The organism is Rhodococcus sp. Ni2 (assembly GCF_021352185.1).
GTDB lineage: Bacteria > Actinomycetota > Actinomycetes > Mycobacteriales > Mycobacteriaceae > Rhodococcus_F > Rhodococcus_F qingshengii.
Genome location: NZ_WOXZ01000002.1, coordinates 556,384 through 578,315, shown reverse-complemented (window position 1 = coordinate 578,315; position 21,932 = coordinate 556,384). Strand labels below are relative to the sequence as shown.

Here is a 21,932-nt window from a genome sequence, read left to right as displayed (position 1 = left end):
CCGATCAGATGAGTAGTACTACTCGATCAGCCTGGGGACTTCTCGTACTCAACTGACAGGGCACTAACGCCGAGGTGCCGCGTTCCGCAATCGTTCGGACAGAAGCCGACCCGAAGTGTGAAGCGGAGCGGGATCCTGACGCGCCCGAGCAAGGACCAGCGCGCCCTCGAGTGCGGACAGAGCGAGAATTGCCTCGGACTCGGCGTCTTCGCGGGACCAACCGTCTGCCTCGAGGCGCTGAGCCAGCAGTGCGAGCCACGAGTTGTACCCGTCCGCGCAAGCACCGCGGATGACCTCGGATTCGGTTGCGGCATCCAGTGTTGCCGTAGCCAGGGCGCATCCACGTTCGTAGTCCGAATCCGACAAACGCGCAGCCAATGCGGCGGCGAATGCCGAGATCGCGGTGGCTGCATCGGGTGAGCTCTCCAGCAGGTGCCGGATGAAATCGGCCATTGCCTCGCCACGTCGCCTCAGAGCCTCGCCTGCGAGTTCTTCCTTGCCGCCGGGAAAGTGAAAGTACAAGGAACCTTTGGTAGTCGCACTAGCCGAGAGAACTTCCGACACCCCCGTTCCGGCGTAGCCCTTCCGCTGCAACAAATCGGCAGCGGCATCGACCAACAAATCCCTCGTAGACATACGTTCAATATACCGATCAGTACACATATCGACAACACTTGAAGTGCATAAATTGTCAAAACCTTGCATCACTAGACCGATTGGTACATGATTCGGGAATCAACAAACCGGAGCGCGGACAACGACGCTCACGACGACGAAGGACTGAATCGATGTCACCGAATTCCCCGAACAACACCACCACGACCGTCCTCGGACCGGACGAAGACCTCGCCGGGACCCTCGCGGCCACCGGCGTCCGGATGATGGTTCGTAACAAACAAACCGAGGGAGGTCTCTCTCTTGTACAACACCGCATCGCTCCGCATTCGATGACCTCACCGGTCCATCGCCACAGCCGGGAAGACGAGTACACGGTGGTTCAAAGTGGCCGCGTCGCAGCGATGGTCGGAGACGAGGTCGTCTACGCGGAGACCGGCGCCATGATCTTCAAACCGCGTGGCCAGTGGCACGCCGTGTGGAATCCCGACGACGCTCCAGCGCGGATTCTCGAAATCATCACGCCCGGAGGAATGGAAGACCTGTTCGAACTGATGCCGAAACTACTGGCCGAAGCAGGTTCCGCCGCGGAATCGGTTGCAGCGCGGGTAGAAGCAGACTTCGGGATCGAATTCGATCTCGTTGCCACCGCCGAGATCGCACAGACACACGGTGTGGGATTCGGCATCGAAAGTCACTGACCGACTGTCAGCACCTACCGATCGAAGGAAGATTCATGCTTGTACTCACCGGAGCAGAAGACCTCAGCGCCAACCTGAACCAAGAGCTGGGCGTCAGCGACTGGCACGATGTCACCCAGGAGTCCATCGACGAGTTCGCCCGGGTCACCGGCGACGATCAGTGGATTCACGTCGATGTGGATCGCGCGAAGGAGTCGCCGTTCGGCGGAACCATCGCGCACGGCAACTACACGCTCTCACTCGGCCCCAAGTTCTCGTACGCAATGTTCTCGCTCGAAGGTTTTGCGTTTGCTCTCAACTGCGGATTCGACAAGGTCAGGTTGCCCGCTCCGCTTCCGGTCGGCTCTCGTGTCCGCATGCGCGCGACGTTGAGCAAAGTCGAACCGATCAACGGCGGTGTCCAGATCACGGTGACGCAGACGTTCGAACGAGAACACGGTGACAAGCCCGTGTGCGTCGCCGAGATGTTGACCCGCGCGTATCACTGAAAGGTCAGGAGCCGAACATCTTTCGGATCGTGGTACCGAAGGGATGCTTCGCGGTGACACTGCCGAATCGCACCTTGCCGTGCACCACCAGATGCAGCGGGCCCATCTGTGGGCCGGAACGAACCTTGTTCGACGCGCTTCCCCCGACTGCCTCGACACCGTTCATGTCCACCGTCGCCTCTTCGGGAACGATCAGTGAAATCGAGCTGGCGTAGTCGTCGATCGAGATGTTCACGACCTGCGTCTGCATCACCGCACGCGTGAAATCGATAGTCACACTGGACATTCTGGTGTCGACCACGACAGCTGGTGGAACGATCCAGGCACCGTTCCGCGTCACCGTCGCCATTCGTCCACGGATCACGGCAGCATTTGCCGCTCCGTAAGTACCTACAACCGGAGCCCCGACGGGAGCGCGGTAAGGCGGGCTCGGGTGAACCGGCGGCGGTTGGGGTTGGTACGTCGGCGCCGGGTAGGGCTGGCCTTGGTACATCGGCTGACCCGCATTGGGATACGCGGGTGGGTCGTAGTCGGAGATCAGTGTGATGCCCGGAAGATCGGCGAGAACCGAGTTGAGCTCACCTCGTGTCTTTGCGGCCAAGGCAGTGTCCATGCGCTCGGTGAACTCACCGAGCGAGAGCATCCCTTGACCGACAGCTTTCTGCAGCAGCTCGCCGACATGCTCTCGTTCGGCATCGGATACGCGTAGATTCCTGGCCTCCATGATTTCCAGGATAAACGTTATTCGAGACCTTGTTCTATCGCGTATCGCGTGAGCTCGACGCGATTGGCCAACTGAAGCTTCCGAAGCGTTGCCTGCACATGGTTTTCGACGGTCCGGTGGCTGAGCGAGAGCCTCGTGGCGATCTGTTTTGCGCTCAGCCCCTTGGCGACAAGACGGAGCACTTCGGTCTCACGGTCGGTGAGCCGAGGCAGCTCGGGTGCGCGATCGTCGGCCGGTGCCGTCGACATCCGGCGGTACTCACCGAGCACCAATCCGGCGAGGCCGGGGGTGAAGACGGCTTGTCCGTCGAAAGTCGCTCGCACGGCCTCGAGCAGTTCCGCCACCGAAGCACTCTTGACCAGGTAACCCGACGCTCCGGCTTTGACCGCGTCGAGGACGTCGTCACGTTCGGCAGAGGCCGAAAGCACCAGTACCTTGCTCTTCGGCGAAACCTCGAGAATTGCGGTGGTGGCGTCGGCACCGTTTCCGTCCGGCAGGTTCATGTCCATCAGAACCACCGCCGGTTGCACGGCGGCGGCCCGGCGGCGCGCACTCTCGACACCCTCCGCCGTGGCGCTCACGGTGAAGCCGGCAGCTTCGAGGTCCCGGGAGACACCGTCGCGCCACATCGGGTGATCGTCGACGACCATCACCGTCACCGGATTCTCGCCATGTTCGTCAGCCGCGCTCACTTTTCCCCTTCGGAACGTTGATCTCCCATTCGGTGCCCTCCCCCGGCCCGGTTTGCAGGACTGCAGTGCCGCCGAGCACCTGCACTCGGCCGAGAATGGACTTCGATACTCCCATGCGGCCTTCGGCTTCGGCCTGCGCCAAGCGACCCTCGGGGATTCCGACGCCGTCGTCGCGGATGCTGACGATCACCTCGTCCGGCAAATCTTCGAGCAATACGTATGCCTTCGCCGCGGGCCCGGCGTGCAGCCCGACATTGGACAGAGCATTGTCGACGATGGCTGCCAGTTCGATGGCTCGATCACGCTCGATCACGACGGGGTGCGCGGGCGTCGACACCGACACCGACGTGCTTGCCTGCGTGGTCAGCAGCGGACACAGATCCACTGTCTGTCCGCCGACGTCTGCCGCGGCGCCCGAAACCTGCTCGGAGATCAGCATTCTCAAGGCGACCTCCTGCTCACCGGCCAGAGCAGCCAGTTCAGCTGCCTCGCCGCCGAGTGCCGCACCTCGCCTGCGCACCATCGCCAGCACCTGCAGAACGCCGTCGTGTACTTCGCGTGCCAAACGCTCGCGCTCTTCGGTGGCCGCCGCCAGACGGACGGCTTGCTCGAGTTGTCGATGCGAGCGCCGAGCGGTGGTGGTGGCCAAGCCCAACGCCAGACCGACCGATACGAGCACGGGAGCCGTCGCATCGCGCCAGAGGTCCAGGTTGACCTGGTCGCGGATGATCGCGCTGGCCGCCGAGATGACAACTCCGGACGCCATACCGAGCCACGGCCCGCCGAGAATTGCCGCGGAGATGACCGCGTTGGTGGCCCACAGCGTGGTGGGCAGCGTCTGGTGATTCTGATACCACTCGTGGTCGGAGACCAGCCTCGTCGACGCCATCAGCAAGATGACGACCACCTGATCGGCGATCACCACCTGATACCGCGGCAGCTTCTTCCCGAACAAAGCACCGGATGTCCCGAGCAACAGTGCCGACACCCCGGTCCACACGGCCATCAGAGCGACGAAGAACCAGCTGAGCCGAGAGTTGGTGTAGTCGGAGGCCGAGGCGAACTGGTAGCTGATCGCGTACACCAGCGTGACGAGCCGAAATGCCTGCGCCGCCCGCCACAGCGGGGCATCAGGGTCGGTGTCGACGCCCGACGCCTCGCGAACGGTCGGCTGATAGTGCAGCCGACGACGGCGGGTGGGCTCAGTCATCGGGAGGAGTGGGGTTCACGATGCGAGGCTCGGCGCGCGGCTCATCGGGTTCGGCGGGGAACAGTGGGGTGTCCGGATCTTCGACGTGCAGTTCGGCGTACGCGATGTCCGGGTCGTCGGCGAGGAGGGAACGAATAGCGGTATTCAGGACCGCGACGATCGGAACAGCCAAGAGCCCGCCGACGATTCCAGCGAGAACGATGCCCGTTGTAATGGCGAGAACGACTGCCAGCGGATGCAGGCGAACAGCGCGACCCAACAACAGCGGTTGCATCACGTGCGCTTCGAGCTGCATGACGCCGATGATGATGCCGAGGACAATCAGCGCCGTCAGGAAACCCTTCGTGACCAGAGCGACAAGCACCGCGAGAAAACCGGTCAGAAATGCACCGACGATCGGAATGAACGCGCCGATGAACACCAACGACGCCAGCGGCAGGGCGAGCGGCACCCCGAGGATCGCCAGGCCGGCACCGATACCGATCGCGTCGGCGGCGGCAACCGCGACCGTGGCGCGCACGTAGCCGATCAGCGACCCGAAACCTGCAGAACCGGCGATCCGTACGCGACGACGCGCGTCGGTGGGAACTATCCGGGTGACGAACTGCCAGATCTGATCGCCGCCGTAGAGGAAGAAGATGAGAGTGAACAGCGTCAGCAATGCCCCGGTGAAGATCTCGCCGATGACTGTCGCCGTGGTCAAAGCGCCGCTGGTCAGGGACTCACGATTGGATTGCACCGACTTGACGACCGAATCACCTGCCTGGCGGATCTGATCCTCGCTGAAGTGCAGCGGACCGCTGGTGAGCCAGTTCTGAATTTGCGTGACGCTGGCCGTGAACTGGTCGGTGAGCTGGGGCAACCCGTCGATGAACTGCTCGACGACAAACGTCATGATTCCCGCGACCAGCCCGATCGAGGCAAGCAGAACGACGATGACGGCTGCCGAGCGGGGAACACCCCACACCTGTAGCCGATCGACAATCGGGATCAGCAGAGCTGATGCCAGCAGAGCCAGCCCCACCGGGATGAGCACGGTTTCGAGGCGGAGTACGACGTACCCGAGAACCAACAGTCCGGCGAAGATCACAATGAGGCGCCACGACCATTCCGCAGCGATGCGCACGCCGGGATGCACCGCCCGAGCGTCGGCGGAGATGGGTTTGTTCATCCTCGATGCTCGCTCCGCACGCCCCCTGTTTGCGTTCACATCGCGAGCCTAACCGGCCCGGCCGACACAGGTGAGCGGACGAATAATCGGACGCGCGTACCAACACTTCGACCTCTGCCAGCTAAATTGAACCCTGTGCGGGCCTCATACAGAGCAATAGCGGTGACCATCCGCAGCCGGTGGCCCCTCTATATGCTCTCCATGCTCGCAGCCAATCTGATCGGCGCGGTACTGGTCTTTGCCTTCGTCCGGTACGGCGTGCCGATCCAGGAGTCCGACGCGATAGTTGCCGACCGGGTCCGCAACTTCGCGATCTTCGGCGTGTACCTGGCATTCGCCGGCGCCGTCAGCCTCACGGCGGCGGCGATGATGTTGAAGTCGGTCATTCGCTGGCGGCTGCGCGGGGGTCCACCCACGAGGTCCGAGCAGATGGCGGCACTGCACGCGCCGCTTCGCCAGGCCATCGTCCACCTGGTGCTGTGGATTCTGGGGGGCATCATCTTCGTGTTCCTGACCATCACCGAGATGCCCGGACTCGCGATCGCCGTGATCGTGACGGTCTGCATGGCCGCGACCACGACCTTCGGGTTCACCTACATGCTCGGTGAGCGCATTTTGCGTCCGGTCGCCGCCCAGGCCTTGAGCGAGGGCGAATTCGATCGGACCATGGCGCCTGGCGTCGGAACCCGGCTGGCGATGACCTGGGGTCTCGGCACGCTGATGCCCGTCGCAGGCATCATCTTGCTGTGCTCGACGCAGCTCACGACCGATCTCGAGTTCTCCCCCGACTCTCTCGCGTGGGCGATCCTGCTCATCTCGATCATGGCGATCGTGCAGGCCTTTGCGCTGTCGATGCTGACGGCTACCCAGATCTCCGATCCGATCCGCCAACTGCGACGCGCCATCGAGCGGGTGCAGCGCGGCGCCACCGACGTACGCGTCGAGGTGTTCGACGGCAGTGAGATCGGCCGGCTGCAGGTCGGCTTCAACCGCATGATGAAAGAGTCCGACGAGCGTCGTCTGCTGCGTGAGCTGTTCGGTCAGCACGTCGGCGAGGATGTGGCCCGGCGCGCGTTGAAGTTCGGTACCGAGCTGGGCGGCGAAACTCGATTCGTGGCAGTTCTGTTCGTCGACATGGTCGGATCCACCGGTGCCGCGGCCGAGCGCCCGCCGGGTGAAGTGGTCGAACTGCTCAACGAGTTCTTCCGTGTGGTCGTCGACGTCATCGATCGTCACCATGGTTTTGTCAACAAGTTCATGGGTGATGCAGCGCTCGCCATCTTCGGTGCACCACTCGATCGACCCGACGCTCCGACGGCAGCCCTCGCTGCGGCTCGCGAGCTGCGGTTCAAGCTCAACGACATCACCGGCCTCGACGTCGGAATCGGTGTGAGCGCGGGGCTCGCGGTCGCCGGCAACATCGGTGCTGCCGAACGTTTCGAGTACACCGTGATCGGTGATCCGGTCAACGAGGCGTCACGGCTCACCGAGCTCGCGAAACTTCGGCCCAGCCGGGTGCTGGCGTCGACGAGCGCGTTGTACTTCGCCGACGAAGAGGAACAGGCCGAGTGGGAACTCGGAGAGCAAGTCCAACTGCGTGGGCGCCGACGACTGACGCATCTGGCGTGGCCGGAAAAGTATCCAGAGGTCGATCCGGATCAAATTGGTTAGGGTGAGTCGATGGCTCAGCCTGGAAACACCCCACGGCGACTGAGACGACCACGCTCGCCCGTGGCCGAGACCAGTCGGGTCAGAGGGCGCTTCTGGTGGCTGAAGTGGCTGCTCGGGGTGGCTCTGATCGCTCTTCTGATCGTCGAAGGTGCAATTCTGTGGTCCAAGCTCAGTGAGTCCTGGCAAGCCTTGACCGAAATCCATTGGGGTTGGGTGGCCGCGTGCGTCGCGGCGCAACTCATTTCGCTCAGCGGATACGCGTCCGTTCAGCAACGTCTTCTCAATGCCGCCGGTGTGATTGCCGGTCACCTCAAGAACCTCTCGGTCATCTACGCCAGCACCGCGATGGCGCTGACGTTGCCAGCCGGCCAGGTCTTCTCGACCGCATTCACCTACAAGCAGACTCGGAAGTGGGGCGCTACACCAGTTGTCGCGTCTTGGCAGTTGGCGGTGTGTGGAGTGATCGCTGCGGCGACTTTGGCGCTGTTGGGTGCCGCGGGCGCGTTTGCCTTCGGCACCAAGGTCAGCCCTATAACGCTCACGATCTCGATCATCGGCATGGCGGCACTGTTCCTGGCGTTGCGATACATAGCCCAGAATCCCGGCAGTATCGAGCGAATCGGGCATCGAGTCCTAGCCCGCTACAACCGAATTCGCAAGAATCCGCTCGGCCACGGGATGCGACGCTGGTCCGAGATCCTGAAGCAACTGGATACGGTCGAGCTCAGCCGCACCGACTCGGTCATCGCATTCGGGTGGTCGGCCATCCATCGTGTCGCCGATGTCGCTTGTTTGGGTTTCGCATGTTGGGCTGTTGGCGCGGAGCCCTCTTTTGCTGGGCTCCTGATCGCTTTCGCCGCCGCAAAAGCAGTCGGCAGCATTCCGCTGGTTCCCGGCGGGCTGGGTTACGTCGACGCTGCTCTGGTCACCGCGCTGACGATCGCAGGGGCCGGCGGAGCGCAGGCAATCGCGTCGGTGTTCGTGTATCGGATGGTCAGCCTCGTCATGGTCGCTGTCGTCGGTTGGATCGTCTTCTTGATCACTTTCCGTGCAACCCACCACGAAGACCTCGAGATGGACCTCGAGTTCGAACGCCGCGAACAGCCGGGCGTCTAGCGTCGCAACGCTGCCGCCATGTCGTCGAGGTGTGCCCGGCTGATCCGAACGGCTGCCTCCGCGTCGCCGGCTTCGATGGCGTCCACCAACATTCGATGTTCGTCCGCGTCGGGCTGGCTGTGTGGATGCAGGTCCAGAACCGCGATCAACTCGATCAACGCAGCCCGCAGACGCGGTACAAAGGTCTCGAAGAGTTCCGACAGCACGGGATTGTGTGCCGCGTCCACCACTGCTCGGTGGACGGCGATGTCGGCGTCGACGAACGCTGCGTCGCCAGAGTGCGCTGCGGCAGTTCTACCGTCGAGCGCTTGCCGCAGAGCCGCGACGTCAACGGCATCGCGCCGCTGCGCAGCGAGGCGAGCTGCTTCGATCTCGACCGCGTTGCGCACCTCGACGACGTGAAGGATCGCCTCGGCTTCGAGCACTCGGGGCCACTGATCCGGAGGCGTCGTACTCCGTAGGAAGACCCCGGCGCCCTGCCGCGATTCGAGCATGCCGAGGCCCGCGAGAGTCCGCACTGCTTCCCTGATAGTGGACCGCCCGATACCCAACTGCGCAGCAAGAGTGGTTTCACCTGGAAGTTTGGCGCCGACTTCCCATTCACCGCTCACGATCCGCGCGCGTAGCAACTCCGCGGCCTGGTCGGTGAGCAGCCGACGCTCGACGATCGGGGACACGTGAACTCCTCAGGTTGTCTGATAAGTAATTTCGTTCTAGTGTAGCCCGCATGGCTACAGGAGCACTCCTTCTCGACTGCCGCGGCGGGGCCTGAAAGACCGGCACCCCTCCGCGGGGTTTCGCCATGCCGGTCTCTCGACTCGACCGCAGGAGAAACCGAAGATGAGTACTACCCGCGCCAACCGCTGGAACAACCAGAAGCCGTCACCCATGCCGTCCGAGCGCTATCGCGCCGCGTGGGATCGCGTCGACATTCCGACTTTCGAGCGGACGTGGCCGTCCAATCGCACCACCGCGGCGCCCCTGTGGGTGCCCGTCGATCTGCGTGACGGCAACCAAGCCCTCGCAGAACCGATGGACCCCGAACGCAAGCGTCGAATGTTCGAACTGATGGTGGCAATCGGCTACAAGGAAATCGAGGTCGGCTACCCCTCCGCGAGTCAGACCGATTTCGATTTCGTTCGCGACCTGGTGCGCTTCGATCTCGTTCCCGACGACGTCACTATCGTCGTATTCACTGCCGCGCGTACGGATTTGATCGAACGGACATATCAATCGATCGAGGGGCTGCCTGACGCGGTTGTCCACATGTACACGGCGACTGCGCCGACGTGGAGAAACGTCGTTCTCGGCAAGGAGCGAGAAGAGTTGCACGACATGATTTTCCGCGCCGCGCAAGACGTTGCTCGTGGCGGCGAAGGCCACGACGGCTGGCGACTCGAGTTCTCACCCGAGGTCTTCAACCTCACCGAACCCGACTACATCCTGCAGGTCTGCAACAGTCTCACCGAACTCTGGGACGCCAGCCCCGATCGCCCGGTCATCCACAACCTCCCTGCCACAGTCGAAATCGCCACCCCCAACATCTATGCCGATCAGATCGAATACATGCACCAGAATCTGGCCCGACGCGATTCGGTGATCCTCTCGGTCCACCCGCACAACGACCGCGGCACCGGCGTTGCGTGCGCCGAACTGGCAGTGCTGGCCGGCGCGCAGCGCGTCGAGGGATGCCTGTTCGGCAACGGCGAGCGGACGGGCAACGTCGACCTGGTCACACTGGGGCTGAATCTGCATGCACAGGGCGTCGATCCGGAAATCGACTTCTCCGACATCGACAAGATCCGTCGAACGGTGGAGTACTGCAACAGAATTCCCGTCCACGAACGCCACCCGTACGGCGGCGATCTCGTGTACACGGCATTTTCCGGAACCCACCAGGACGCGATCAAGAAGGGCTTCGCGCATCACTACGAGAGCGCGGAGGCTGCCGGCGTCGATCCGGGATCGGCGCCTTGGGCGGTCCCTTACCTGCCGATCGACCCCGCCGACGTCGGCCGCGACTACCAGGCGGTCATTCGTGTGAACAGCCAGTCGGGCAAGGGCGGAATCGCATATCTGCTGCAGACCGAGTACGGGGTCGAACTCCCCCGGCGCCTGCAGATCGACTTCGCCTCGCGGGTGCAGCTCGAAACCGACGACTCGGGCACCGAAATGACTGCCGACCAACTGTGGAAACTGCTGCTGCGCGAATACGGGTACAACGGAGGAGTGCGTCGGTACTCACTGGAACACACCGCCGACGGTGATCAGTTGTTCGTTGCCATCGATCGCGACGGGCGCGAGGTCACCGCCGCGGCCAGTGCGTCCGGGCCGGTCGAGGCATTGAGCAAAATCCTGACCGAACAGGGCTCGGCCGTCGAGGTTGTCTCGCTCACCCAGCATTCACTGCCCCGCAACCCGAATTCTTCCGGGAGTGCGACTTCGGCAGTCACCATTGCAGAGTGCGTGGTGAACGCCGAAGGGCGCTGGGGCATTGCGGTGCATCAGTCGGTGACAGCGTCGGCGCTTCACGCGGTCTACGCCGCAAGCACAAACACTGTGATGCAGCTCACATGATCTTGCGGAAGGATTTCCTGGGGTCCATAGTTGAAGCTACAAGAACTTGAACATTCAACTACTTATTCAGGAGCTTCCATGACCACCGCAACCTTGCCCGCATTGACCGCCGGAACCTGGGTCATCGACACCGTCCACTCCACTGTCGGATTCTCGGTTCGCCACCTCATGGTTTCCAAGGTTCGTGGAACGTTCGACGAGTTCTCCGGAACGATCACCGTTGCCGAAGACGGAACCCCCGCCGTCGAGGCCGAGATTTCCGTGGACTCCATCAACACCAAGAACGAGCAGCGCGACGGCCACATCAAGTCCGCTGACTTCTTCGACGTCGAGAAGTTCCCGAAGGCCACCTTCAAGTCCACCGCAGTGCGCTCCAAGGGCAGCGACTTCGTCCTCGCCGGCGACTTCACGCTCCACGGCGTCACCCGCGAGGTCGAGCTGAACCTCGAGTTCAACGGCGTCAACCCGGGCATGGGCCAGGGCCCCGTCGCCGGATTCGAGGCCACCACCGTCATCAACCGCAAGGACTTCGACATCTCCATCGAGATGCCCCTCGAAGGCGGCGGAGCAGTTGTCGGCGACAAGATCACGATCACCCTCGAGATCGAAGCCGGCCTCCAGGCCTAACAACACTGTGCGCCTTTATTAACCGCCCGCGGTTAATAAAGGCGCACAGTCGTATGGTGTGAGCGTGAAGAAGTACGCACCATTCCTGCTGATCGACGCCATTCTTGTCATAATCTTCTGCGCGATAGGGCGCCGTACCCACGAGGAAGCCAATGCGCTCGCCGGTCTGGCGAAGACATCCTGGCCCTTCCTGACCGGCCTGGTGATCGGATGGGCTGCCACGTTCGCGCTCTACCGCGACAAGTTCAACGCCGTTCTCCTTGTTCCCACCGGCGTTGTCGTTTGGCTCGGCGCCGTCGTCTTCGGGATGATCCTGCGAGTGTTGAGTGGCCAGGGCACCCAGTTCAGCTTCATCGTCGTCGCGACGCTGGTCCTCGGCGCGTTCCTTCTCGGTTGGCGCGCACTCGCTCCGCTGGTAGTGAAAATCCGCACCAAGTCGTAACCAAACTCCACGGCTCGGAACCACCCGAAATGCCCGAGCACGTAGGACACTTTTCGGATGAGCAACACTACGGAGCCCGTCGAACGTAGCGAGAAGGAAGACCGGGGGTTCTTCGGCCAACCCTTTGCGCTGGCGAACCTGTTCGGCGTCGAGATGTGGGAGAGGTTCTCCTTCTACGGGATGCAAGGCATCCTCATCTATTACCTGTACTACAGCGTCAGCGACGGCGGCCTCGGCATCAGCCAGGCGGCAGCGACCAGCATCGTCGGCGCGTACGGCGGCACCGTCTACCTGTCGACGATTCTCGGGGCGTGGGTGGCCGACCGACTGCTCGGCTCCGAGCGCACGCTCTTCTACAGTGCTTCGCTGGTGATGGCCGGCCACATCGCACTGTCGGTTCTTCCCGGCATGTGGGGTGTCGGCGTCGGCCTCGTCATGGTCGCCTTCGGCAGCGGCGGCTTGAAGGCCAATGCGACCTCTCTGGTCGGAGATCTCTATTCCGAACAGGATGTTCGCCGCGACGCCGGATTCTCCATCTTCTACATGGGCATCAACATCGGCGGTCTTGTCGGTCCGCTGCTCACCGGAGCCGTCCAGGACGCCTGGGGATTCCACGCCGGTTTTGCTCTCGCTGCCGTCGGCATGGCGCTCGGCCTGATCCAGTACACGCTGGGCCGCAAGCATCTTCACGGAATCGGTGCCGAACCCGGCAACCCGTTGCCCGCGGACAAGCGCGCACTCTACATCGGGATCGGCATTGCCGCGATCGTCGTCGTCGCGGTCGCCTCCGTCACCGGCTTGATCACGGCGGACAACATGTCCGACGTCGTTGTCGGACTCACGATCGTCGCGTCGGTCGGTTACTTCCTCCTCATGCTCACCAGCAAGAAGGTCACCAAGGTCGAACGCAGTCGAGTCTTTGCGTTCATCCCGATGTTCATCGCGAGCGCGGCCTTCTGGTCGCTGTTTCAGCAGCAGTTCACCACCGTGCCGGTGATCTCAGACAAGCTCCTGGACCGCAATCTCTTCGGTTGGGACTTCCCGCCGACGTGGGTACAGTCGATCAATCCGGTGTTCATCATCATCTTTGCCGGGGTGTTCGCAGCGATGTGGACCAAACTCGGTGACCGTCAGCCGTCGTCGCCGATCAAGTTCGCGCTCGGTACCGGCACGATGGGTCTGGCGTTCCTGGCGTTCATCCCGATCACCGGGGGCGGACCGAACAGTGCACCGCTCCTCGGCCTTGCCGGTGTGCTTCTGCTCTTCACCTTCGCCGAACTCTTCCTGTCCCCCGTCGGCCTTTCCCTTGCAACCAAACTCGCGCCCGAGCATTTCCACACTCAGATGGTGGCGTTGTTCTTCTTGTCCGTTGCATTGGGTTCTTCGATGGCGGGAACCTTGGCCGGTTACTTCGACATCGACGACAGTCGCCCGTTCTTCCTGATCATCGGTTTCTCGTCGATCGGAATCGGAGTGATTCTTGCTCTTGCCTCGCCGTGGATCAAGAAGCTGATGCAGGGCGTGAAGTAGACGGGCTCACTTCACCCACAACCACAGAGCCAACACGAATCCCGCTATCGCTACTGCCACACGCAGTACCGATGGCGGGATTTTCTTGACGACGGGCGGGCCACACCAACCTCCGGCCAACGCGCCGAGCGCCATCGCCAACGCGGCCACCCAATGCACCTGTCCGGAGAAGGCGAAGATGAGTGCAGCCACAAGATTGGCGATGCCGAGAAAGAAACTCTTCAGGATCGTTGCACGCCACACCGTTTCGGAAGTGAGGATGAGCGTCGCAGCCAGGAAGATGACGCCGGCACCGGCACCGAAATAGCCGCCGTATACCGCGACGGCGAACAGTGCTGCGGAGTAGATTCCGGGGCGGTCGCCGCCGCCGGACAACTCACGAATCTTCGGTTGCAGCAGCAGCGCGAGCGAGGCGAACACGACCATCGCCGGCACAACGGATTCGAACGAACCTTCCGGTGCCAACCACAGGATGAGGGCACCGATGATGCCACCGGCAGCCGAATAGAGAGACCAGCGAACAAGTTTCGGACCGGTATCGGCAACTTCACGGGACGAGTTCGCCAACGCTCCGACGCCGACGGCCACCAACGCGACGGTATTGGTCATGTTCGCGCTGACCGGTGAGAGCCCGACGCTCAGCAGCGCCGGATACGAAACGATCGATGCAAGACCGGTGACAAAACCGACTAGACCGCTGAAGAATCCCGCTACGACGAGGAAAAGGAAATCGAGCAGGTTCACGAACCAGGAATCTACTCGCGGTGCCCGGTACTACTTGTCGGCAGGCTTGCCGAGTTCCTGGAAGAGCTTGTCCGTCATCTGCATTGCTCGATCGCCGCCGTCGGCGTCTGCGACGAACACCGCGAACGCGAAGTCTCCGCGTGATCCGTAGAACCAGCGATCGTCACCGCTCGCTGCACCGGCCGCCATCATGTCCGGGTACCCAGCCAGTCCGCCGGCGCCTCGCATGGCGTCACGCAGACGATTGTTGACGTCGCCGGGCAACGCCGTCGGCGTGACGTCGGCGGTAGCCGGTTGTCCGAAGACCATCATCGGCATCGGGGCACTGCCGCGGGCGATCGATGCCGCGAGCATCGCCATTCCGAACGGAGTTACCGTCGGTGCGCTCGCGTCGTTGGACGTCTTGTTGGCCATGACGTTGTTCATCGCCTGGTCCACGCCGGGGCGGTTCGCGGCAAGCACTGCTGTCTGCTGTTCGAGTCCCTGAATGTGGAAGCCGTTGCCGAGTCCGAGTTGCTGCCCGGTGTCGGCCAACTGCTCGGGTGACACGGCGCCGGGGTCGACGCCGTTCTGCATCGACGATGCGAGACGGACCAGATCGAGGGCACCGCCGGCCGGGCGCAACCCGGTGAAGGCGATCGGGCCCTGTTCGATGGCCTGATTGTTCTGTGCTGCAGCCAGAATGGCGCCGTCCGACGGGCGGATCGCGACGATGGCCGCAGGAGTACCTGCACTGACGACAGCTTCGATCGCGGCGAGTTGAGCGTGCGAATCGAGGGTCGCGGCGACGTCGGGGCCGGGAGGTCCTTGGAAGCCGGCTTGCTTGATCGGGAATCCGTTGGGCTCGACCAGATTGACCGCCCAGCCGGCGGTGGCGTCGCGATTGGCCTGCCACACGGTCCGCAGTGGGTCCAGCAACGGCGAGTTGATTCGACGGTCGGAGGCGATCAGCTTGGGTGTCTTGACCACGACGACGCCGGGGATCGCAAAATCGCTTTCCAGGTAGGCGTAGTCGGGATCGCGGAGCAGTACGGCGGTGACGGGCTTGCCGGGGTTTGCGGCGAGGTCGGCCAACATCGACTCCGAAGTGACCAACGGTGCGACAGGTTCGAGCACCGTGGCGAGGCGACGAGTGGTGTCGACGGGGTCCGGCATGGTGGCCGGGTCGAGAGTGATCGCGTTGATGGTCTGCTCGTTCATGAGCAGGGTGCCGGTGCTGTCGACTACCTTCGGCGGCGCTGCGTCCGTGCGGGTGTACGAAACGGTGCGACCGTTGCCGAGGTCGGGGACGAGGACCGACGGGTCCCAGGACACACGCCAGCCGACCGACAGATCACGAACCTCACCCTGCGACTGGTAGCTCCAGTCCTTGCCTTCGCCGAAGTTCCAGGACGCGTCGAGTGTGAAGAGTCCGGAGTCGCTACCCAGATCCATGACCTGAGCGACGTCGAAGTCGGTGGACTTGGCGGCCAGTCCGTCGAACATCTGCTGGATCGACGGCCGCGCCGCGTTGGGGTACGACGTGAGCGCCGCGGCAGCTTCGGCGTCGTGGTTGTTGAGGGCGGTGACGAAGTCCTCCACCACCGAGGCGGCGTCGGATTTCTTCTCCCCACCGATGACACACGACGCGAGCGCCACTGTCAGAACGACAGCAGTTATCGACGCAACGACATATTTTCCACGACGGTTGTGCTGTCCTCCGGGCCCCATGCATGTAACTCTTTACTTCTGTCACACGAGTAACAAGCACGGGATGCCTACGAACGTGTCACGGTTGAGCTACGACGGTGTGATCCAACTGCAACGGAAAACAGGTTTCAGCGCAGAAAAGTGCCCGCTACCTGCACTGCAGGCGAAGAGCTGTCCGCACCCGCGATGAATACCGCAAATGCGAGGTCTCCCTTGATTCCGACAAACCACCCATGTGCCGGGCCACCCTCGGTTTCGGCCGTGCCGGTCTTGCCGAGAAGCCCCGCAATGTCCTGCAACGACGTCGCCGTACCGCCTGTGACGGTCTCGCGCATCATCACCCGCAACTGTTCGGTCACCTCCGCGGGAGCCGGTGCAACGGTCTGATCTGCCACGCCGGGCTGTCCCTTGACCAACATCGGCGCGGGTGTCGTTCCGTTGGCGATCGAGGCCGCCACGAGAGCCATCCCGAAGGGCGTGGCGGTCACCGTGCCCTGTCCGATCGCGGACTCGACGCGTTCGGCGGGGGTGTTCGCGTCAGGGACGTTGCCCGTCACCGTCGTGAGTCCGGGGGTGACGTAGTCGACGCCGAGCCCGAACTGCAGCGCCGCCTTGTGCAAAGCATCGGCGGGCAGACCGACGGCCATCCTCGCCATTGTGGTGTTGCACGACTTCGCGAACGCGGTGTGCAGCGGAACCGATCCGAGGTCGAACTCGTCGTCGTTGGGAATCTGACGGCCCTCGATGTTCTCGGTACCCGGGCACGGCAGAACGGTGTCCGGTGTAGCGACGCCGGCTTGCAGGGCCGCGGACGTCGTCACGGTCTTGAACGTCGAACCCGGTGGGTACAGGCCGGTCAGAGCGATCGGGCCCTGTGCGTCGGCGGGGGCGTTCTGGGCCACCGCCAACACCGCTCCGGTCGACGGCTGCAGCGCAACGATCGCCGCCTGTTGTGTCACCCCGGCGAGCGCATTCTCGGCCGCGAGTTGCATCGGTCGGTCGATCGTTGTGGCGATGTTCGGAGCAACCGGCCCGTCTCGGCCGGCGACGGTGGTGACGGTTCCGTTCTGCTTCACCTGCTGTACCGCCCAGCCCGCGGACTTGTCCTGCCCCTCCTGCCACAGATCGGACAACCCACTGAAAGTCGGCGACGCCAGAGTTTTGTCCACCGAGAGCAACCGAGCCTGCGGCGCCAAGCTCACTCCGGGAATCGCCACCAACCTCTCCTCGATCGGTGAAAGATCCTCGGCCCGCAAAGTGATTGCGGTGACCGGCTTCCCACTTGCCGACGCAAGATCGCCGCTCAGCGATGCCGCCGTGATCGTCGGTGCGATGGGCGAGAGAAGGGCCGCCACGGCTGCCGTGTCCACCGGGGGCACCGCGGCGGAATCGAGATTGACCAGCGTCACCACCTGCTGCTCCATGATCGGCTGGCCCGCCGCGTCCAGCACCGACGGCGGAGCACCGGTGGTGGGTGTGTAGCGCAAGGTCGTCGAGGAGGTCAGGTCCGGAGCCAACAGCGCCGGGTCCCACTGAATCAGCCAGTTGTCCCCGCTTTTCGACGCGTTTCCCCGCGTCGAGTAGTTCCAGTCCTGACCTTCACCGAACTTCCACGCCGCATCGAGTGTGAACGTCCCCGCAGAATCACCGGACTCGGTGGCGTCGGAGACGGTGAATGTTCCCTCGTCCTTGCCCAGCCCGTCGATCAGAGCCGAAATCGCAGTCGACGCCGCCGCCGGATCGGTGGTCAGGGCTGCCGCCGCTTGCACGTCATCGGACGTGAGCGCGGAGGCGAACTCCTCTGCCACTGATTTCGGCTGGTCAGGGCCAGAACTGCAGGCAACTACCGATCCTGCGGCCAATACCCCCAGTGCCACGGCAGCCACGGGACGACGGAAAGTTCGGAAGCTCTGACGAGCGTGTGAAAGGCGCACGACTCCGATCATGCCCGAATTTGTGGCGCCAGTTCGACTATCGGTGTAATCATGTAATCAGTGCAATAAATGCACGCCACACTCCACCAGCTCTCCGAGGAGAACGCCATGAAGAACTCACAAAACTCCGGCGACCGCAGGTTCGGCCGTCCCGGAGGTTGGCAACAGGCGTCGGTTCCCGACGCGAGTGATGCGTCCGACTGGTTTGCCGGTCGACTTCCAGATGACTGGTTCACCGGAACGGCCGACGTCCAGGTCGACCGCGAAGAAATCGTCGTGATCGGTGAACTCCCGGCAGTCGACGGTGGCGAGGCCGCCGCGGACGGAAGGATCTCACGCTTTCGCGAAACCACGCGCGCCGACCGGATGCGCATCGCCGACGAGGCCGAGGCTCGCTACGGGCGCAAGGTCGCCTGGGGTGTACGTCTGGACGAAAAGACCGTCCTGTTCACACATCTCGCAGTTCCGGTGATGACACGACTACGTCAGCCCGAACGCAAGGTTCTCGACACCTTGGTGGACGCGGGAGTTGCTCGCTCCCGAGCGGACGCTCTCATGTGGACAGTCCGGTTGGCGGGCAAGCACAGCGAACAATGGCTCACCGAACTCCGCGAAGCGATGTCGAAGGTCGACGACCTCCGATCCGAGGGTCCGAAAATCTGACGGCCCGAAAATCTGAGCACCGAACACCGACGAGACCGACAGCACAGAATAATTCGATTGCACGGGACCGTTCGAGTGTTCTAACCTGGAACACGAATCATTCCCGACAGAACAGGAAACGGGCCGTTGCTCCTCTAGAGGTTCATCACGCGAAGGCACTCGCACCCATCAGCACTTGCTGAGCCGGGCGCACAGTCCAAGCACCCTCTGGAGTACTCATGACCCAATCCCATCTTTCTCTGTCGCTCTCGGATCTCACCTTCATCTGGCCGGACGGCGAATCAGTCTTTTCCCACACCAATTTTGTATTCCCCAGTGGCCGTGTCGGTCTCGTGGGACTCAACGGATCGGGAAAGTCGACTCTGCTGCGGTTGATCGCGGGAGAGCTCTCACCGGAATCCGGATCCGTGACCGCTTCCGGCGAGGTCGGCTACCTCCGTCAGGACATCACACTCGATCCGAGCGTTCGGGTGGATGACATCCTCGGTATCCACGAACTCCGAAACGCATTGCACCGCATCGAAACCGGCGACGGCTCCGAATCCGACTTTGCGCTGGTGGACAACAACTGGGATATCGAGGAGAGCGCCCTCTCCACCTTGCATCGACTCGGCCTCGAGAAGGTGGTTCCGGATACCGCAGCATTGAGCCGAACTGTCGGCACCCTCTCCGGCGGAGAGACCGTCTTACTCGGCTTGACCGCAACGCTGCTGAAGAATCCACAGGTACTTCTCCTGGACGAGCCGACCAACAACCTGGATCGCGACGCTCGATCACGAGTTCATGCTGCAGTCCAACAGTTTCCGGGAACCGTGCTGATCGTCAGCCACGACCGGGAACTGCTCGACACCGCGGAGTACACGATCGAACTACGTCGGGGGGATCTACGCGTGTTCGGCGGCAACTACTCGCACTACCAGGAGGTCGTGACCGCTGAGCAGGAAAACGCACTCGCCACCGTTCGCGACGCCAAGGCCGATCTGGCAAAGCAGAGCCGCGAGCTGATCGACGCTCGAACGAAACTGGACCGGCGTAAGCGCTATGGGCAGAAGATGTTCGAGAACAAGCGGATGCCGCCGATCATCGCGCAGACACGAAAACGTCAGGCCCAAGTTTCAGCGGGAAAGCTGGCCCTCAACCATATCGGGAAGGTGGACGAGGCCAAGTCTGTCCTGTCGGAGGCAGAGGAACTCCTTCGAGACGATCGCGAGATTCGTCTGGATCTGCCTGCTACAGAGGTTCATCCGGGGCAGCAGGTTGCGCGGCTCGACGAGGTGACGTTGCAGAGCGGCCAAGTGGTATCGCTCCAGATCACCGGACCGGAGCGGATTGCGATAGTGGGACGCAACGGAATCGGCAAGACGACGTTGCTCGATGCACTCGCCGCGTCGACTCCGTTCGTAGCCTCTCGTGCGCTCCCCCAACGTCTCGACGTGTTCGACGAGGACCTCTCGGTGGCGGACAACGTCGCGTTGGCCGCGCCACACGCGACAGCCGAGGAAATTCGCGGGCAGTTGGCACGGTTCCTTTTCCGGGGAACGGATTCCGACGTATCGGCATCCGCACTCTCCGGCGGTGAACGATTGCGTGCGGCGTTAGCCACGATCCTGCTGGCCGAACCCGCGCCCCAGCTGCTTCTTCTCGACGAGCCGACCAACAACCTGGACCTACCGAGTCTCGCCCACCTCACGCAGGCACTTTCCGATTTTCGCGGCGCCATGGTGGTGGTGAGTCACGATCTGCCGTTCCTTCGCGGCATCGGCATAACGCGATGGATCAGCATGGACGAGACTGGTATTCGAGACATCGATCCCGAGTAGGCCGACGGTTGACGCTGTCGGCGCTCGACGGTCTGGCCTACCGTGGGGCGATGTGCCTTCACCTCGACGCAACCGCCGCGCTGTCGCTCGCAGGTTGGGTTCGCGAAGAACCCACTCGATCGGCCTCTGCCCCAGTTCCGCAACCACTGGTCGGCGGTTGTGACCAACTCGTAGTGTGGGCGAGTTCGTTCTCCGTACTTGCCAGTTCCGACGACCAGGTGTGGTTTCTCTCGGCGGAGAACTATGCCGGTGGCGTTGGCGTCAGCGATGAGGCGTTTCCCTGGAATGCGTTCCGGCACGAGAGCCTGGCGGTCGCTTCCGGGCCGGCGGAGCGCGCGGCGATCAACGCCTTCTGGTCCACTCACCTCCCGGTCCTGCTGTCGGTGCGCAATGGGTACGAGTACTTGGCGCTCGCACCCGACGGTCAGGTTGTCCGTGGAGGAGAGCCGGAGTTCGAGGAGGTCACCATCGTCGCCGCTGATTTCGAGGCTCTGATTCGGGGCATAGCCGCAGGCGTCAGCACTGCAGACCCCTCCACCGATGCATTGCTTGGAACAGTGGGTACTGCCCAGCCGGGCAGTGACCAGTAGCTCTGAGGGAGGCCGAGTTGACGGCCCGACTGTTCGTGAGAGCCCACGCCATCCGTCGAATGGGTCCGGACGACTACTCGAGTTCACGTGCGTAGCAACTGGCACCCATACTGGACGGGTGTTGCACGACGTGAGAAATCCGGTGGACGGTGCGCGGATCACCTATCAGATCGTGGGCGATGGCCCACCCCTGTTGATGGTGCACGGCACAGCGTTGTCGCGCTCCATCTGGCGTGGCTTCGGGTACGTCAAGGCACTTCAGGAGCAATATCGTCTGATCCTCGTCGACATGCGGGGTCACGGACGCAGTGACAAACCACACGACTCCGATTCGTATGCAATGGATCTGGTGGTCGGCGATCTCCTGGAGATCCTCGACACGGAGTCTCCGTTCGAGCCGGCACACGTCCTCGGATACTCGTTCGGCGGACGTTCGGTGATGTCGCTGACAGTCGAGCACTCCGAACGGGTGCGATCGCTGACCGTCGGGGGCGGTAGCAGCCGACCGATGACGGGCGCGTTCGACGCATTGTTCTTCCCGGGTTGCATCGACGTACTCGAAAGCGGCGGTATCGAGGGATTTCTGACCGGTTGGGGCGTGAGGCGCGGCAAACCGGTGGATCCTCAGACTGCGACTGCCTTCCGAATCAATGATGCCATCGCGCTCGCTGCCTACATGCGCCGCGCAGAGAAGGAGCACGGCATCGACGACGCCGTGCTGCAACGGATCACCACACCGGCGTTGTTGTTCGTCGGATCGAGAGATCGCGAGCGCCTGCCGGATACCGAGCATCTCGCGTCGCTGATCCCGGACAGTGCCTTGACTGTGATCGAAGGGGCTGACCACGCAAGCGCAGTCGCAGACTCCGATGCTGTACTGCGTGCGCTCATTCCGTTCCTCAGCCGACAGTAGTCCGCCTTGAACCTC

General features: G+C 62.8%; 21 protein-coding genes. 12 read left to right on the top strand and 9 right to left on the bottom strand.

Going from position 1 to position 21,932, the window contains the following annotated elements; translation table 11 throughout:
* Nucleotides 1-63: 63 nt before the first annotated feature.
* Nucleotides 64-636, bottom strand: coding sequence for a TetR/AcrR family transcriptional regulator (locus tag GN300_RS16220; protein WP_042920278.1), 573 nt, complete (start codon nt 634-636; stop codon nt 64-66).
* A 152-nt stretch (nt 637-788) separates the two neighbouring features.
* Between GN300_RS16220 and GN300_RS16215 the strand changes: the two genes are divergently transcribed.
* Together GN300_RS16215 and GN300_RS16210 are read left to right on the top strand one after the other, a co-directional pair.
* Nucleotides 789-1,316, top strand: coding sequence for a cupin domain-containing protein (locus GN300_RS16215; protein WP_063314965.1), 528 nt, complete (start codon nt 789-791; stop codon nt 1,314-1,316).
* A gap of 35 nt (nt 1,317-1,351) precedes the next feature.
* Nucleotides 1,352-1,804, top strand: a complete 453-nt coding sequence (locus tag GN300_RS16210; protein WP_003945664.1) for a MaoC family dehydratase — start codon at nt 1,352-1,354, stop codon at nt 1,802-1,804.
* 4 nt (nt 1,805-1,808) lie between these two features.
* Here the strand turns inward: GN300_RS16210 and GN300_RS16205 are convergent, their stop codons facing one another.
* Genes GN300_RS16205 through GN300_RS16190 form a run of 4 tightly spaced genes read right to left on the bottom strand, consistent with a single transcriptional unit; the run spans nt 1,809 to nt 5,601 of the window.
* Entirely contained in the window at nt 1,809-2,528 is a 720-nt protein-coding gene (locus GN300_RS16205; protein ID WP_007734485.1) for a DUF1707 domain-containing protein, read from the bottom strand.
* A gap of 17 nt (nt 2,529-2,545) precedes the next feature.
* Nucleotides 2,546-3,178 carry a response regulator transcription factor gene (locus tag GN300_RS16200; protein ID WP_042453521.1) on the bottom strand — a complete coding sequence of 211 codons (633 nt, stop codon included), beginning with the start codon at nt 3,176-3,178 and terminating at the stop codon, nt 2,546-2,548.
* A gap of 28 nt (nt 3,179-3,206) precedes the next feature.
* Complete coding sequence (macS, locus tag GN300_RS16195) at nt 3,207-4,430, bottom strand: MacS family sensor histidine kinase (protein ID WP_007734482.1); 1,224 nt, start codon at nt 4,428-4,430, stop codon at nt 3,207-3,209.
* Nucleotides 4,423-5,601, bottom strand: coding sequence for an AI-2E family transporter (locus GN300_RS16190; RefSeq protein ID WP_063314966.1), 1,179 nt, complete (start codon nt 5,599-5,601; stop codon nt 4,423-4,425). The genes macS and GN300_RS16190 overlap by 8 nt, the downstream gene beginning before the upstream one ends.
* Before the next feature lie 192 nt (nt 5,602-5,793).
* On the opposite strand from GN300_RS16190, the gene GN300_RS16185 reads away from it, so the two are divergent.
* Together GN300_RS16185 and GN300_RS16180 are read left to right on the top strand one after the other, a co-directional pair.
* A complete protein-coding gene (locus tag GN300_RS16185; RefSeq protein ID WP_003945952.1) occupies nt 5,794-7,272 on the top strand; it encodes an adenylate/guanylate cyclase domain-containing protein in 1,479 nt (492 codons plus the stop codon).
* A 9-nt stretch (nt 7,273-7,281) separates the two neighbouring features.
* On the top strand, nt 7,282-8,388 hold the full coding sequence (locus GN300_RS16180; RefSeq protein ID WP_042452628.1) for a YbhN family protein: 1,107 nt from the start codon (nt 7,282-7,284) through the stop codon (nt 8,386-8,388).
* Here the strand turns inward: GN300_RS16180 and GN300_RS16175 are convergent.
* Nucleotides 8,385-9,065, bottom strand: a complete 681-nt coding sequence (locus GN300_RS16175) for a FadR/GntR family transcriptional regulator (protein ID WP_007734477.1) — start codon at nt 9,063-9,065, stop codon at nt 8,385-8,387. The genes GN300_RS16180 and GN300_RS16175 overlap by 4 nt on opposite strands.
* Nucleotides 9,066-9,228: 163 nt before the next feature.
* On the opposite strand from GN300_RS16175, the gene GN300_RS16170 reads away from it, so the two are divergent.
* The 4 genes from GN300_RS16170 to GN300_RS16155 all read left to right on the top strand — a co-directional run bounded on the left by GN300_RS16170 (nt 9,229) and on the right by GN300_RS16155 (nt 13,564).
* A complete protein-coding gene (locus GN300_RS16170; protein WP_063314967.1) occupies nt 9,229-10,965 on the top strand; it encodes a 2-isopropylmalate synthase in 1,737 nt (578 codons plus the stop codon).
* 78 nt (nt 10,966-11,043) lie between these two features.
* On the top strand, nt 11,044-11,592 hold the full coding sequence (locus tag GN300_RS16165; RefSeq protein WP_003945643.1) for a YceI family protein: 549 nt from the start codon (nt 11,044-11,046) through the stop codon (nt 11,590-11,592).
* A 64-nt stretch (nt 11,593-11,656) separates the two neighbouring features.
* Nucleotides 11,657-12,034, top strand: coding sequence for a DUF3054 domain-containing protein (locus GN300_RS16160; protein ID WP_050655475.1), 378 nt, complete (start codon nt 11,657-11,659; stop codon nt 12,032-12,034).
* Between the two features lie 57 nt (nt 12,035-12,091).
* Entirely contained in the window at nt 12,092-13,564 is a 1,473-nt protein-coding gene (locus tag GN300_RS16155; protein ID WP_003945468.1) for a peptide MFS transporter, read from the top strand.
* Nucleotides 13,565-13,570: 6 nt separating this feature from the next.
* Here the strand turns inward: GN300_RS16155 and GN300_RS16150 are convergent, their stop codons facing one another.
* From GN300_RS16150 to GN300_RS16140, 3 genes are all read right to left on the bottom strand, one after another.
* Complete coding sequence (locus GN300_RS16150) at nt 13,571-14,308, bottom strand: sulfite exporter TauE/SafE family protein (RefSeq protein WP_003945554.1); 738 nt, start codon at nt 14,306-14,308, stop codon at nt 13,571-13,573.
* Nucleotides 14,309-14,338: 30 nt separating this feature from the next.
* On the bottom strand, nt 14,339-16,018 hold the full coding sequence (locus GN300_RS16145; RefSeq protein WP_007734469.1) for an NTF2-like N-terminal transpeptidase domain-containing protein: 1,680 nt from the start codon (nt 16,016-16,018) through the stop codon (nt 14,339-14,341).
* A gap of 107 nt (nt 16,019-16,125) precedes the next feature.
* On the bottom strand, nt 16,126-17,943 hold the full coding sequence (locus GN300_RS16140) for a penicillin-binding transpeptidase domain-containing protein (RefSeq protein ID WP_063314968.1): 1,818 nt from the start codon (nt 17,941-17,943) through the stop codon (nt 16,126-16,128).
* 96 nt (nt 17,944-18,039) lie between these two features.
* Here GN300_RS16140 and GN300_RS16135 point away from each other — a divergent pair, with 96 nt between their 5' ends.
* From GN300_RS16135 to GN300_RS16120, 4 genes are all read left to right on the top strand, one after another.
* On the top strand, nt 18,040-18,594 hold the full coding sequence (locus GN300_RS16135) for a hypothetical protein (protein ID WP_003945732.1): 555 nt from the start codon (nt 18,040-18,042) through the stop codon (nt 18,592-18,594).
* Nucleotides 18,595-18,812: 218 nt separating this feature from the next.
* Nucleotides 18,813-20,414, top strand: coding sequence for an ABC-F family ATP-binding cassette domain-containing protein (locus GN300_RS16130; protein ID WP_042452635.1), 1,602 nt, complete (start codon nt 18,813-18,815; stop codon nt 20,412-20,414).
* 8 nt (nt 20,415-20,422) lie between these two features.
* Nucleotides 20,423-21,004, top strand: a complete 582-nt coding sequence (locus GN300_RS16125; RefSeq protein WP_228232461.1) for a hypothetical protein — start codon at nt 20,423-20,425, stop codon at nt 21,002-21,004.
* 142 nt (nt 21,005-21,146) lie between these two features.
* The gene (locus GN300_RS16120; protein ID WP_058039300.1) at nt 21,147-21,917 is read left to right on the top strand and encodes an alpha/beta fold hydrolase; all 771 of its coding nucleotides are present in this window, start codon (nt 21,147-21,149) and stop codon (nt 21,915-21,917) included.
* The last annotated feature ends 15 nt before the right edge of the window (nt 21,918-21,932 follow it).

Coding starts and splice junctions, on each gene's coding strand:
- GN300_RS16220 (WP_042920278.1), bottom strand. CDS start 636: ATGTCTACGAGGGATTTGTTGGTCGATGCCGCTGCCGATTTGTTGCAG.
- GN300_RS16215 (WP_063314965.1), top strand. CDS start 789: ATGTCACCGAATTCCCCGAACAACACCACCACGACCGTCCTCGGACCG.
- GN300_RS16210 (WP_003945664.1), top strand. CDS start 1,352: ATGCTTGTACTCACCGGAGCAGAAGACCTCAGCGCCAACCTGAACCAA.
- GN300_RS16205 (WP_007734485.1), bottom strand. CDS start 2,528: ATGGAGGCCAGGAATCTACGCGTATCCGATGCCGAACGAGAGCATGTC.
- GN300_RS16200 (WP_042453521.1), bottom strand. CDS start 3,178: ATGGTCGTCGACGATCACCCGATGTGGCGCGACGGTGTCTCCCGGGAC.
- macS (WP_007734482.1), bottom strand. CDS start 4,430: ATGACTGAGCCCACCCGCCGTCGTCGGCTGCACTATCAGCCGACCGTT.
- GN300_RS16190 (WP_063314966.1), bottom strand. CDS start 5,601: ATGAACAAACCCATCTCCGCCGACGCTCGGGCGGTGCATCCCGGCGTG.
- GN300_RS16185 (WP_003945952.1), top strand. CDS start 5,794: ATGCTCTCCATGCTCGCAGCCAATCTGATCGGCGCGGTACTGGTCTTT.
- GN300_RS16180 (WP_042452628.1), top strand. CDS start 7,282: ATGGCTCAGCCTGGAAACACCCCACGGCGACTGAGACGACCACGCTCG.
- GN300_RS16170 (WP_063314967.1), top strand. CDS start 9,229: ATGAGTACTACCCGCGCCAACCGCTGGAACAACCAGAAGCCGTCACCC.
- GN300_RS16165 (WP_003945643.1), top strand. CDS start 11,044: ATGACCACCGCAACCTTGCCCGCATTGACCGCCGGAACCTGGGTCATC.
- GN300_RS16155 (WP_003945468.1), top strand. CDS start 12,092: ATGAGCAACACTACGGAGCCCGTCGAACGTAGCGAGAAGGAAGACCGG.
- GN300_RS16145 (WP_007734469.1), bottom strand. CDS start 16,018: ATGGGGCCCGGAGGACAGCACAACCGTCGTGGAAAATATGTCGTTGCG.
- GN300_RS16140 (WP_063314968.1), bottom strand. CDS start 17,943: ATGATCGGAGTCGTGCGCCTTTCACACGCTCGTCAGAGCTTCCGAACT.
- GN300_RS16135 (WP_003945732.1), top strand. CDS start 18,040: ATGAAGAACTCACAAAACTCCGGCGACCGCAGGTTCGGCCGTCCCGGA.
- GN300_RS16130 (WP_042452635.1), top strand. CDS start 18,813: ATGACCCAATCCCATCTTTCTCTGTCGCTCTCGGATCTCACCTTCATC.